Raw genomic sequence first — 11,126 nt, 5'->3', positions numbered from 1 at the left:
GCGGGCCGTGCCCTGAACCTCCGGCCACGCACTGGCCATACCGTGCAACCCAAGCTCTTTGAAGTCGGCAATCAGATCAAGCATCGTTCATCTCCTGATCGCTCCATTGCTGACTTCGTAGTCGGTCATCCTCGACCGCCCCGCCCCCTGCAACTCCTGCTGGAACAGTAACCAGCCAGACCCAGGGACCAGCAAAGCCCCTTGGCGTGTCTACAACATCGGCAACAACCAGCCAGTCGAACTCATGGACTTTATCGCCGCACTGGAAAAAGCTCTAGGCGAAACCGCTGAAAAGGAACTGCTCCCGCTTCAAGCCGGAGACGTCCCTGATACCTTCGCCAACGTTGAGGACCTCGTCGAGCAATTCCATTACAAACCCGCTACCGCGGTGGAAGATGGTAGCAGTCGAAAAGTCATAAAATACGCGTTGAATTGATAATCTTACTAGGGAAATTTTTATGTTATTAACAGCAGTTATTACTGAGGCAGAAGAAGGTGGATTCGTTGCTTTAAATCCTGAAACAGGCACAACCACTCAAGGCGAAACCTACCAGGAAGCAATTCAAAATCTGAAGGAAGCTACAAGCTTGTACTTGGATGAATTTCCAATGAAAATTTACAGCCATCCTGTCATGACAACTTTTGAAGTCAGCCATGCCTAAATTCCCTGGGCTATCAGGTGCAAAAATCGTTCGAGCTCTTGAAAAATTAGGCTTTGTTGTGGCAAGGCAGTCTGGAAGCCACACAGTTATGAAACGCGGAGATCAAGGGTGCGTGGTTCCTAATCACAAAGAAGTGAAAATTGGAACTGTGAATGGTGTTCTCAGGCAAGCTGGCGTAAGTACACAAGAATTTTCAAAAGCACTTTGATCGTTTGGCTTGCGAGTAGCTGAGCGTGGGATAGCGCTCAGCGTAGCGCTTGACGCAATCGCGAAAAAATAGGCTTTGGGAGGTGTTCGTTGAGTTGCGCGAAAACAAGCTGGCCTTTGTGCATGGGCGCACCTCGCAAAAAAGCAAAGTGTGATGCCGCGCAATGGACTATTCAAATAGATTTCGACTTGAAATCAAAAAAGTCCATATAAATCATGAGGTTAGCTGCAGGTTCAGGAAGATCTCCGGACAGCAGTGGATCTGACCCCAATTACCAATTACAGTCAGATTGCTGGTGCAGCGAAACTGCGAAGCCACGGGTCCAAGTGCGCGATGTCAAACGTACCAGACTCGAGCATCCCGAGCATCTCAGCGTGAATCTGCATCGGCGCACGCTGCAACCGCCAGCCATTGATGCGCAGGAAAACATCTGCAGCGGCAAAGGCCATCCGCTTGTTCTCATCCACAAATGGATGGTTGATCGCCAAGCTCTCTAGCAGTGCCGCTGCCTCGGCCAAGATGTCGTCGTAGTAACCCGTTTGCGGACGGAACAGCGCGGCCTCCAGTGCGCCCGGGTCGCGCACGCCCGTTGCGCCTCCATAACGCTTCATGAGCACCGTATGCATCCCCAGTACGTCAGCAACGGTCAGGTAATCATGTTGCCCCATGGCTTACTTAGCCAGTTCGCGGTACAAATGGTCAAACTCATCAAGGCTGGACGCGAACGCGGTCATCACGTGACGCCGTGGGCTCTCCTTCTGCTGCCGGTCGATGTAGTCACGCAGGGCATCATCGAGTACCGCTTGAAACTGTCGCCCCTGGTTCTCTGCAATGTTTCGCAGAGCGTTTAGCACTTCCGGGGCCGCTTGTGAAGAAAACTTTTCGCGCGTGGCAGTGGTCATTGTCATCACCATCATGAAATATCTTGATGCTTCATGATAAAGCAAGATATAGCAACGCGCCAGTCCCAGGCAAGCGACGCGGGCTGATTTCAGGCCCTTGCCGGTCGACTGGCTGAGCCACACAATTGGGGTCAAACAATTGGGGTCTGACCCCAATTTCATGACCCCAATTTCACACGGGTCCTGGTCCCTCTGCGTGCAGGCCGACCTTGCCCTGCATCAAGCGCCAGGCCCAATCCAGGTCAGCCTCCAGTTCCCGACGCGCGGCGATCGCATCGCGTTGCGCCAAGGCCTGCATCAGGCCGTGGTGGTGCAAGGTGCGGGGTGCGCCCTGCTCGGGCCTGTGATGGGCCACAGCCACACGCACATAAGGGCCGCTTTGCAGCCACAGGCTGCGAATCATGGACAGCAAGGTGGGCGATTGCGCGGCCTCGTACAGCGTGAAATGGAAGCGCCGGTTGGCCTGCAATTCGGCCTCCACATCCCCCGTTTGCAAGGCGTGCGAAAACTCGGCATCGGCCACCGCCAATGCGGCCAACAAATGGTCATCTGCGCGCACGGCAGCCCGCTCGGCCGCATGCCCTTCCACCAAAAGACGGGTCTGGTGAATGTCGTCCAGGCGCTGAACCGACAGGTGTGGCACGCGAACGGGACGCTGCGTGGCGGACTCCAGTGCACCCTCGGCCACCAAGCGCCGCAGGGCCTCGCGCACGGGCATCACACTGGTGTGAAACGCGTCGGCCAAGTCCCTGATCTGCAGCGTTTGCCCGCCCTGCAGACGACCGCAAATCAAGGCGTCAGAAAGCTCGGCATAAATGCGGTCCTGCACCGAATCGCGGGAGACCGGGCGCAACACCGGCAACGGCGACCGCAGGGTCTCTGGGCTGGGGGCATCACGTCGGGGTCGGGCCATGGGGCAGTATATCCACGCTTGCTTTATTCAAGAGGCATGCCGTATTATGTGATCACATTATGGTGAGCGCATGAAATCAGACCCATCCACCCCCCTGCAGGCAGCAGCGCCGCGACCCGCTTTGTGGTTTGTCCATATGGCCTCATGGGTGCTCGCAGCCATGGCCGCCGTGGCCTTTCTGGATGTGGTGCTGCGCATCGCAGGCCGACCGATCACCGGGGCTTATGAGTTGACGGCCTTGCTGATGGGTTTGCTGGTGTACGCCACCTTGCCGCTGGTGACCGCCCAAGACGATCATGTGCGCGCTGGTATTTTGCAAATGTGGCGAACTGCGCCTAAAGGCTTGGCGCTTGCGCTGCGCGAACTGCGCAAAATCTTGTCCTGCTTGGCCTTGGCCTATCTGGCCTGGGCACTTTTTCAATACATGCTGCGGGTCGGCGCAGCTGGAGACCGGGCGCCCTACATCGAAGTGCCCTTGTCTTGGGTGGCAGGTTTTGGGGCCTTGAGCATGGCGTTTTCTGCGCTGATGGCCTTGTGGTCCAAGCGCCGTGTCGGGGCAGCTGCATGAGCGCCACCTTGATTGCCTTGGCCGTGATGCTGGCCTTGATTGCCTTGGAAGTGCCCATTGCCGTGGCCATGTTGGTGACGGGCGTGGTCGGGTGCCTGAGTGTCCTGGGCTGGAGCCCCACCTTGTTCATGGTGGGTGAAACCGCCTTCAGCACCGTCAACAACTATTCGCTCACGGTGGTGCCTTTGTTCATCCTGATGGGCAACCTGATCAACGAGGCCGACATCTCGCGCGAGCTGTACCGGGCCACTTACCGGTTTGTGGGGCATCTGCGGGGCGGTCTGGCGATTGCCACCGTGCTGGCCTGCGCGGGTTTCGCGGCCATTTGCGGCAGCAGCCTGGCCACTTCGGCCGCCATGACGCGTGTGGCCTACCCGGAGATGAAACGCTACGGCTACAGCGATGCGCTGGCCACCGGTTGCATCGCGTCGGCCGGGACTTTGGGCATCATGATTCCGCCCAGCGTGGCCCTGATGGTCTACGGCATCATGACCCAGACCGACATCGGCAAGCTGTTCCTTGCCGGTGTGCTGCCGGGCCTGTTGGGGGCCTTGCTGTATGTGGGCGCGGTCATGGTGTACACATGGCGGCACCCTGAATCGGGTCCGGCCGGCGAGCGCAGCACATGGACAGAGCGCTGGCATTCCTTGCGCGGCATCGGCAGCGTGGCCCTGTTGTTCGGCTTGGTGATTGGTGGGATTTATGGCGGCTGGTTCACCCCGACCGAAGCGGCGGGCATTGGCACGGCAGGCGCCTTCGCGATGGTGATGGCACGCGGGCGACTGACGCGCAAGCTGCTGGCGCAGGTGCTGCGTGAGACCGCGGTCACCACCACCAGTTTGTTTTTCATCCTGATCGGCGCATTGGTCCTGTCCAAGTACATCACCATCTCGGGCTTCACGCCTTGGTTGGGCGGGGTGTTTCAGGGGCTGGACCTGTCGGCCATGCAATTTTTGCTCATCATTTGTGGCATGTACCTGGTGCTGGGCTGCTTTTTGGAAAGCATGTCCATGCTTTTGCTGACGCTGCCCATTGTGTTTCCCCTGGTGGTCAGCTACGGCATCGACCCGATCTGGTTCGGTGTGCTGATCGTCACCCTCATCGAAGTCGCCCTGATCACCCCGCCGGTGGGCATGAACGTGTACATGATGGCCAGCCAGATTCCATCGGTCCCGCTGAATGTGGTGTTTCGCGGGGCCAGCGCCTTTGTGGCGGCCGACGTGATCCGCCTGGGCATCTTGCTGGCTGTGCCGGCCATTGCCCTGTGGCTGCCCTCCATCACCTGAACCCTCCCTGCATCCTTCTGCACTGCATCCTTCTCCCTTTTGTCCACCTCAACCCAAGGAGCTTTCCCATGGTCACCCCCCGTTTTCTGCGCCAGTCCCTGCTGATCACTGTATTGGGCAGTGTCGCGCTCGCGGCGCAAGCCCAAACCGTTTGGCGCTTTTCCAACTGGCTGCCACCCACGCACCATGTGGTCACCGAAATGGTCCAGCCCTGGGCCGCCGATGTTGAAAAAGCCACCGAGGGCCGCGTCAAGATCCAGGTGCTGCCCGCACTCGGTGCGCCGCCAGCCCACTTCGATCTGGTCAAGAACGGTGTGGCCGACATCGCGTTCAGCGTGCACGCCTACACGCCCAACCGTTTCAAATTCACCGAAATGGGCGAACTGCCCTTCACCACCGACCACGCGGTGGTGAACTCGCTGGCTTACTGGCGCACCTACCAAAAACACTTTGCGCAAGCCAACGAACACGAAGGCACCGTGTTGCTCGGGCTGTGGACCAATGGCTCCTACCAGCTGTTCACCAAGGCCAATGCCTTGACCTCCATGAACGCGGTCAGCGGGATCAAGATCCGTGTGCCCGGCACCACGGTCGAAAAGATCACCCGCTCGCTGGGCATGACGCCCATCTCCTCGCCACTGTCCGAAGCCTACGAGCAAATTTCGCGGGGCGTGATCCAAGGCATGTTCCAGCAAAAGGAAACCGTGGTGGCCTTCAAGATGACCCAACACATGCCCACGGCGTCTTATGTGCCGGGTGGCTTTGCGCATTCCAGCCAGTTCATGGTGGTGAACGCCGCCAAGTGGGCTGCACTGGAGGCGCGCGACCGCGCTGCGATCGAAAAGCTCTCGGGTGAAGCCATGGTGCGCCGCTTTGCCGCCGTCTGGCAGGCCAAGGAAGACGACGCCGACCGCCAGTTGGCCGCCGCCGGTGTGAAGGTCACCGACGTGCAAGGCCCCCTGTTGCAAGAGCTGCGCAGCAAGCTGGCTTTTGTGCAGGACGAATGGCTGGCCGACGCGAGCAAGAAATCGCCCGCTGCCAAACAAGCGCTGGACGAATACCGTGGCCTCATCACCAGCGTGTCGCGCGAGTTGGGCGTGAGCAAATGAGCCAGCCCGCAGGCGACGACCCATTTGAATTGTTCGACCTGCGGGTGGAGTGGGAAGGCGATGGTCCTTGCTGGTGCAAGGCCAAAGCCGGAGACCACTTCGAGCTGCACGGCGAGCAGCTGCATTTTCCGTCAGGGCAAAGCTGGTCCATCTACACCCTGGCGGCGCTGCTGCCCATCTTGCCCGCCAAGCAGCGCCCCTGCCACCCCAACGACTGGATGAGCACAGACGCCCGTGTGGCCTGCCCCGACCCCCATTGCAAGGCCCGCTTTGTCATCAAGCGCTGCGGCACACGGCAGTTCAGCCACGCGGCCGTCACCGGAGAGCCTTTGGCCACATCTCCACAAGACCCCTCCAAAAAACCATGAGCATTTCCACCACCGAGCTCGCACCGGCTTACCGCGCGTCACGACTGATCAAAGGCTGCTGGCACCTGGCCGGCGGCCACGGCGATGTCGACCAGGCGCAAGCTGTGCAAGACATGGCCGCCTTCGTGCAGGCCGGGCTGACCACGTTTGACTGTGCCGACCACTACATCGGCGTGGAAGCCTTGATTGGCCGATTTCGGCGCGAGCACCCGGAGCTGGCCCGCAGGCTTCAGGTGCACACCAAATGCGTGCCCGACTACGACCGGCTGACCTCATGCGACCGCGCCTACCTCACCGGGATCATCGACCGCTCGCTGGAACGCCTGGGCGTGGAGCAGCTCGACCTGGTGCAGTTTCACTGGTGGAACCTGGCCCAACCGGGCTATGTGCAAGCGCTGGGCATCCTGAGCGATCTGCGCCGCGAAGGCAAAATCGCGCACCTGGGGCTGACCAACTTCAACACCGCCCTGACCCGGGAAATCCTGGACGCCGGCATCCCGCTGGTCAGCACGCAGGTGCAGTACTCCCTGCTGGACAGCCGCCCCGACCAGGGCCTGATCGCGCTGTGCCAAGAGCGCGGTGTGCAACTGCTGTGCTACGGCACCTTGGCCGGTGGCCTGCTCAGCGACACCTGGCTGGGCCAAGCCGAGCCCACCGAGCCACTGGCCAACCGTTCGCACACCAAGTACAAACTGATCATCGAAGATTTCGGCGGCTGGGACCTCTTTCAGGAACTGCTGCACGCCTTGCAGGCCATTGCCACGCGCCATGGCGTGGGCCTGGGTGATGTGGCCACACGCTGGGTGATCGACCGCCCACAAGTGGCCAGCGCCATCATGGGCTTCACTTCAACGCGCCACCTGCCGGCCACGCAACACATTGAGGCCTTGCGCCTGGACGCGCAGGACCACGCCCTTTTGGCGCCCTTGCTGGCACGGCGCACGGGGCCTGCGGGCGACTGCTACGACATCGAGCGCGACAAGGAAGGCCGTCACGGGCGCATCATGCGCTACAACCAAAATGAGGGGCGTCACTGACAGCGCGCGCAGCTCGGGGCCAGAAAGTGAATGCAGACCGCCAAACGCACAGCTGAACTTATTGATCCGGGACAGAGAAGTTTTCCATGGTCCAAAAAATTGTAGGTCGGTGGCTTTAGCCCCGACATGCAGCCCACTCCGAAACCCTCAATGTCAGGGCTAAAGCCACCGACCTACTGGATACCGGTGAAGAAAATTCAAACTTCAACGTGCCGGATGATTAGGCCCCCTTGCCCGTTCAGCCCCTTATTTTGGAGCTGGTTCCTGAGCGTGCGCCGCCAAGCGCTGCGCCACCTCTTTTTTACCCAGCTTGCGCACGGCCGCGATGGCCTGGAGCTGCGCGGCGCGGGGTTTGGACTTGCCCGTCTCCCAGTGGTAGACCGACTGGTTGGACACGCCCAACAACAGGGCCATCTGCGCGGCCGACACACCAAATTTTTTGCGCAAGGATGCAAAGCCATCGGCGCGAAAGCGCAAGCCCTGGGGCTCATCCTCTTGCTTGGCGGGTGGAGTGGCGAGCGCGGGGGTTTTGCCCAGGCGTCGCACCACGGCTTCCAGACTGGCGATGCGTCTTTTCAGATCGGCGATCTCGGCGCGGTGGGTGGCTTGGGCCTTTTTCAGCACCGCCGCTTGCGCGCGCATTTCTTTTTTGGCGATGCGTGAAATCTCGGTTTTCAACTGGGCTGCGAAGTTACTCATGTTCTCTCCATCCTTTCGGAACATGGATCATACGCAAACCGCATGCCCCCATCCGCACGAACCCACTGGCCGCGATGGTGCGCCTGTGCAGCACGACGGGTCCTGCTGGCCAGATCACCGGTTGTCACCTGAGCAGCAGGCCCGAGCGCAAAGGCTGCTTAAATACAGGCACTGCAGGCCTCAATTACCCCATCTGCCCCATCGGCCACACCCCCTCAATCACTTCAACAGGAGCCCCCCCATGACCACATCCCTCAAAGGCCAAATTGCTTGGATCACCGGCGGGGGCAGCGGCATCGGTCTGGCGGGCGCGATGGCGCTGGCCCAAGCCGGCGCCCATGTGGTGATTTCGGGCCGCAACGCTGCCACCAACGCCAGCGCTTTGGCCTCGCTGCAGGCCCTGGGCAGTGCCGAGGCTTTGCTGCTGGACGTGGCCGACAAGCACGCCGTCAAAGCGGCGGCGCAGCAGATTCTGGATCAACATGGCCGCATCGACATCTTGGTGACCAGCGCAGGCACCAATGCCACGCAGCGCAATTTCGATGTGGTCACGCCCGAAGCCTGGGACGATGTGGTGGCCATCAACCTGTCGGGCCTGTTTTATTGCGTGCACGCGATCCTGCCCGCCATGCGCCAGCAGCAAGGCGGCTTGATCATCAATGTGTCGTCTTGGGCGGGTCTATATGCGTCCAAGCTCACCGGCCCGGCTTACAACGCCACCAAGCGCGCCGTGCTGGCCCTGACCGAGTCCATCAACATGGAAGAATGCACGCACGGCATCCGCGCCACCTCGCTTTTGCCCGGCGAAGTGGCCACGCCCATTCTGGACAAACGGCCTGTGCCGCCGTCTGCCGAGCAGCGCGAACTGATGGTGCAGGCCGACGACATGGGCCAGGCCATCTTGTTTGTGGCGCAGATGCCCACCCGCACCTGCATCAACGAGTTGATCATCTCCCCCACCTTGAACCGCTTTTACACGGGCGGTCTGGAGACACCGCCCAAACGCTGAGCCCGGCGGTATCTGACCCAGCCCATGAGCCAGCTTTTCAGCGACAGCGCACGGCACCGCCGCATTGGCATTGCGCTGGTGACGGTCACCACCTTGATGTTTGCGCTGCTCGACGCTTCGGCCAAGTGGCTGGTGATCACCCTGCCGGTGATGCAAGTGGTGTGGATGCGCTTTCTCACGCATTCGCTGTTTTCCATCGCGGTGTTTGCGCCGTCGGTCCAAGGCGATTTGCTGCGCTGGCGGCACCCCCGTTTGCAGCTGCTGCGCGGCTTGATGCTGGCGTCCATGACCGCGCTGAATTTCTGGGCCTTGCAGTATTTGCAGTTGGCGGAAACCGGGGCCATGCAATTTTCCGTGCCGATTTTGATCGCCTTGCTCTCGGCCTGGTGGCTGGGCGAGCGGCTGGACGCCAAACGCTGGCTGGCGATTGCCGTGGGCTTTGCGGGGGTGCTGGTCATCATCCGCCCGGGCAGCCAGGGCTTTCACCCGGCGATCTTGCTGTCGGCGCTCAACGCCATTTTGTATGCGCTCTTCAACATGATGACGCGCTACCTGGCCAGCAGCGAAAACCCGGCCACCACACAAATGACCTCGGCGGTGGTGGCCACCTTGGTGCTGACGCCTTTTGCACTGTGGCAATGGCAACACCCGGCCACGCTGCTCGAGTGGTTCGTGATGGCGCTGGCCGGTTTGTTCGGCGGCATTGGCCACTACTTTGTGGCCGTGGCACACCGCTATGCGTCGGCGGCGGTGTTGGGCCCGTTTTTGTACCAGCAGATCATTTACATGACACTGCTCGGCTGGCTGGTGTTTGGCCAGGTGCCTGACCTGGCCGTGGTGCTCGGCGCCGCTGTGGTGGTGGCCAGCGGCCTGTATTTGCTGTGGCGCGAGTTTCGGGGCCAGGCCAGTCCCTGAACCCATGGCTCCAGCCCTCTGAGGTTTGAATGCAGGGTGCGAAGGTCGGTCATCCCTCGTAGGTCGGGCCTTTATGCCGACATGCCATCTGTTCGCGCAGCGACATTTTCAAAGGGCGGTGGCGCACAACGTCGGACCTGAAGGCACCGACCTACAAAGACCGACAGCCATCCCTTCGCGAAGCGACCTACAAAGACCGACAGCCATCCCTTCGCGAAGCGACATTTCGACATGAAGAGGCGAATGAGCATGACAGCACTCAGTCCGTTTGGTGACAGCCGGTCTGTCGTCTCAGCGCACAAGATGCGTGGCACGCGTTTTGCGCTTGGGCCGTCATCAAAGGAGTCCTGCATGTCTTCTTCCCCCCGCTGGAAACAGCGCCCCCCTGGCTCCAACTGGGGCGACTTTGGGCCCGACGACCAATGCGGTCGCATGAACCTCTTGACACCCGAGAAAGTGCTGCAGGGCATGCACGAGGTGCGCACCGGGCAGACCTTCAACCTGAGCCTGCCGCTGGATTTTCCGGGCGGCAACGTGCTCAACCCCAGGCGTCAGCCGCCGGTGCTGCGCCCGACGGTGCGCGAGGGCAAACCCAACATGAATTACCAGCTGTGGTGCGACGACCCGGTTTGCACCGACGTGGTGTGCGACGACTTGGTGATCATGCATTTGCAGTACAGCACCCAGTGGGACAGCCTGGCCCACGTGGGCTCAATGTTCGACGCCAACGGCGACGGCGTGCCCGAGCCGGTGTATTACAACGGCTATCGCGCAGGCACCGATGTGGTGGGCCCGAGCGGCAGCGAGGGCGCTGGCATTTTTGGCTTTCCCGAGATCGCCCGGGAGTCGACGTCGTCGGCCAAGGCGCTGGGCATCGAAAAAATGTCCGAGCGCTGCGTGCAGGGCCGTGCGGTGATGATCGACCTGCATGCGCATCTGGGCCGTGAGCGGGTGCGGGTGGGCTACGACCTGCTGATGGACATCCTGCGCAAGGACAAGGTAGTGGTAGAGCCTGGCGACATGGTGTGCCTGCACACCGGTTTTGCGCAGATGCTGCTGGAGATGAACAAACAACCCGACCCGCACGCGGTAGAAAACGCTTGCGCCGTGCTGGAGGGGCGCGACGAGCGGCTGCTGCAATGGATCACCGATTCGGGCTTGGTGGCCCTGATCGCCGACAACTACGCGGTGGAAGGTTTGCCCGCCTCGCCCCGCCCCGGCAGCTGCGCGGCTTTGCCCTTGCACGAGCATTGTTTGTTCAAGCTGGGCGTGCACCTGGGCGAAATCTGGCACTTGACCCCCTTGGCCGACTGGCTGCGCCAAAACGGCCGAAGCCGCTTTTTGCTCACCGCCCCGCCCTTGCGCCTGCCCGGTGCCATTGGCTCACCGGCCACACCGATTGCCACGGTGTAAGCCATCTGACAAATCAGCGCCTGCGGCGGCGACAATC

Annotated in this window: 15 protein-coding genes; 11 read left to right on the top strand and 4 right to left on the bottom strand. The window is 60.9% G+C overall.

Annotation, left to right across the window (positions count from 1 at the left end):
• Positions 1–244: 244 nt before the first annotated feature.
• The 3 genes from Q0O99_RS14800 to Q0O99_RS14790 are packed head-to-tail and all read left to right on the top strand — an operon-like array spanning position 245 to position 870.
• Positions 245–436, top strand: coding sequence for a hypothetical protein (locus tag Q0O99_RS14800; RefSeq protein WP_293752745.1), 192 nt, complete (start codon positions 245–247; stop codon positions 434–436).
• Positions 437–458: 22 nt separating this feature from the next.
• Positions 459–662, top strand: coding sequence for a hypothetical protein (locus Q0O99_RS14795; RefSeq protein WP_293752744.1), 204 nt, complete (start codon positions 459–461; stop codon positions 660–662).
• The gene (locus Q0O99_RS14790) at positions 655–870 is read left to right on the top strand and encodes a type II toxin-antitoxin system HicA family toxin (protein ID WP_293752743.1); all 216 of its coding nucleotides are present in this window, start codon (positions 655–657) and stop codon (positions 868–870) included. The genes Q0O99_RS14795 and Q0O99_RS14790 overlap by 8 nt, the downstream gene beginning before the upstream one ends.
• Positions 871–1,154: 284 nt before the next feature.
• Here Q0O99_RS14790 and Q0O99_RS14785 read toward each other — a convergent pair whose 3' ends face one another.
• From Q0O99_RS14785 to Q0O99_RS14775, 3 genes are read right to left on the bottom strand one after another with little or no spacing between them, the layout of a single operon-like run.
• The gene (locus Q0O99_RS14785) at positions 1,155–1,538 is read right to left on the bottom strand and encodes a type II toxin-antitoxin system death-on-curing family toxin (RefSeq protein ID WP_293752742.1); all 384 of its coding nucleotides are present in this window, start codon (positions 1,536–1,538) and stop codon (positions 1,155–1,157) included.
• Between the two features lie 3 nt (positions 1,539–1,541).
• A complete protein-coding gene (locus Q0O99_RS14780) occupies positions 1,542–1,934 on the bottom strand; it encodes a hypothetical protein (protein WP_293752741.1) in 393 nt (130 codons plus the stop codon).
• 10 nt (positions 1,935–1,944) lie between these two features.
• On the bottom strand, positions 1,945–2,685 hold the full coding sequence (locus Q0O99_RS14775) for a GntR family transcriptional regulator (protein ID WP_293752740.1): 741 nt from the start codon (positions 2,683–2,685) through the stop codon (positions 1,945–1,947).
• A 70-nt stretch (positions 2,686–2,755) separates the two neighbouring features.
• Here Q0O99_RS14775 and Q0O99_RS14770 point away from each other — a divergent pair, with 70 nt between their 5' ends.
• The 5 genes from Q0O99_RS14770 (at position 2,756) to Q0O99_RS14750 (ending at position 7,053) form a co-directional block, all read left to right on the top strand.
• Complete coding sequence (locus tag Q0O99_RS14770) at positions 2,756–3,253, top strand: TRAP transporter small permease (RefSeq protein WP_293752739.1); 498 nt, start codon at positions 2,756–2,758, stop codon at positions 3,251–3,253.
• On the top strand, positions 3,250–4,539 hold the full coding sequence (locus Q0O99_RS14765) for a TRAP transporter large permease (protein ID WP_293752738.1): 1,290 nt from the start codon (positions 3,250–3,252) through the stop codon (positions 4,537–4,539). Before Q0O99_RS14770 ends, Q0O99_RS14765 begins: the two co-directional genes overlap by 4 nt.
• Before the next feature lie 68 nt (positions 4,540–4,607).
• On the top strand, positions 4,608–5,648 hold the full coding sequence (locus tag Q0O99_RS14760) for a TRAP transporter substrate-binding protein (RefSeq protein WP_293752737.1): 1,041 nt from the start codon (positions 4,608–4,610) through the stop codon (positions 5,646–5,648).
• Entirely contained in the window at positions 5,645–6,016 is a 372-nt protein-coding gene (locus Q0O99_RS14755; protein ID WP_293752736.1) for a TIGR04076 family protein, read from the top strand. Before Q0O99_RS14760 ends, Q0O99_RS14755 begins: the two co-directional genes overlap by 4 nt.
• Positions 6,013–7,053, top strand: a complete 1,041-nt coding sequence (locus tag Q0O99_RS14750; RefSeq protein ID WP_293752735.1) for an aldo/keto reductase — start codon at positions 6,013–6,015, stop codon at positions 7,051–7,053. Before Q0O99_RS14755 ends, Q0O99_RS14750 begins: the two co-directional genes overlap by 4 nt.
• 246 nt (positions 7,054–7,299) lie before the next feature.
• Here Q0O99_RS14750 and Q0O99_RS14745 read toward each other — a convergent pair whose 3' ends face one another.
• Positions 7,300–7,752 carry a helix-turn-helix domain-containing protein gene (locus Q0O99_RS14745; RefSeq protein ID WP_293752734.1) on the bottom strand — a complete coding sequence of 151 codons (453 nt, stop codon included), beginning with the start codon at positions 7,750–7,752 and terminating at the stop codon, positions 7,300–7,302.
• Positions 7,753–7,993: 241 nt separating this feature from the next.
• Between Q0O99_RS14745 and Q0O99_RS14740 the strand changes: the two genes are divergently transcribed.
• The 3 genes from Q0O99_RS14740 (at position 7,994) to Q0O99_RS14730 (ending at position 11,089) form a co-directional block, all read left to right on the top strand.
• Positions 7,994–8,761, top strand: a complete 768-nt coding sequence (locus tag Q0O99_RS14740) for an SDR family oxidoreductase (RefSeq protein ID WP_293752733.1) — start codon at positions 7,994–7,996, stop codon at positions 8,759–8,761.
• A 24-nt stretch (positions 8,762–8,785) separates the two neighbouring features.
• Positions 8,786–9,676: a DMT family transporter gene (locus tag Q0O99_RS14735; protein ID WP_293752732.1), complete on the top strand. Its 891-nt coding sequence runs from the start codon at positions 8,786–8,788 to the stop codon at positions 9,674–9,676.
• 351 nt (positions 9,677–10,027) lie between these two features.
• Entirely contained in the window at positions 10,028–11,089 is a 1,062-nt protein-coding gene (locus Q0O99_RS14730) for a cyclase family protein (RefSeq protein ID WP_293752731.1), read from the top strand.
• The last annotated feature ends 37 nt before the right edge of the window (positions 11,090–11,126 follow it).

The organism is Limnohabitans sp. Rim8 (assembly GCF_945901735.1).
Lineage (GTDB): Bacteria > Pseudomonadota > Gammaproteobacteria > Burkholderiales > Burkholderiaceae_C > Limnohabitans_A.
This window is presented reverse-complemented; position numbering and strand designations above follow the sequence as displayed.

Coding starts and splice junctions, on each gene's coding strand:
- Q0O99_RS14800 (WP_293752745.1), top strand. CDS start 245: ATGGACTTTATCGCCGCACTGGAAAAAGCTCTAGGCGAAACCGCTGAA.
- Q0O99_RS14795 (WP_293752744.1), top strand. CDS start 459: ATGTTATTAACAGCAGTTATTACTGAGGCAGAAGAAGGTGGATTCGTT.
- Q0O99_RS14790 (WP_293752743.1), top strand. CDS start 655: ATGCCTAAATTCCCTGGGCTATCAGGTGCAAAAATCGTTCGAGCTCTT.
- Q0O99_RS14785 (WP_293752742.1), bottom strand. CDS start 1,538: ATGGGGCAACATGATTACCTGACCGTTGCTGACGTACTGGGGATGCAT.
- Q0O99_RS14780 (WP_293752741.1), bottom strand. CDS start 1,934: ATGAAATTGGGGTCAGACCCCAATTGTTTGACCCCAATTGTGTGGCTC.
- Q0O99_RS14775 (WP_293752740.1), bottom strand. CDS start 2,685: ATGGCCCGACCCCGACGTGATGCCCCCAGCCCAGAGACCCTGCGGTCG.
- Q0O99_RS14770 (WP_293752739.1), top strand. CDS start 2,756: ATGAAATCAGACCCATCCACCCCCCTGCAGGCAGCAGCGCCGCGACCC.
- Q0O99_RS14765 (WP_293752738.1), top strand. CDS start 3,250: ATGAGCGCCACCTTGATTGCCTTGGCCGTGATGCTGGCCTTGATTGCC.
- Q0O99_RS14760 (WP_293752737.1), top strand. CDS start 4,608: ATGGTCACCCCCCGTTTTCTGCGCCAGTCCCTGCTGATCACTGTATTG.
- Q0O99_RS14755 (WP_293752736.1), top strand. CDS start 5,645: ATGAGCCAGCCCGCAGGCGACGACCCATTTGAATTGTTCGACCTGCGG.
- Q0O99_RS14750 (WP_293752735.1), top strand. CDS start 6,013: ATGAGCATTTCCACCACCGAGCTCGCACCGGCTTACCGCGCGTCACGA.
- Q0O99_RS14745 (WP_293752734.1), bottom strand. CDS start 7,752: ATGAGTAACTTCGCAGCCCAGTTGAAAACCGAGATTTCACGCATCGCC.
- Q0O99_RS14740 (WP_293752733.1), top strand. CDS start 7,994: ATGACCACATCCCTCAAAGGCCAAATTGCTTGGATCACCGGCGGGGGC.
- Q0O99_RS14735 (WP_293752732.1), top strand. CDS start 8,786: ATGAGCCAGCTTTTCAGCGACAGCGCACGGCACCGCCGCATTGGCATT.
- Q0O99_RS14730 (WP_293752731.1), top strand. CDS start 10,028: ATGTCTTCTTCCCCCCGCTGGAAACAGCGCCCCCCTGGCTCCAACTGG.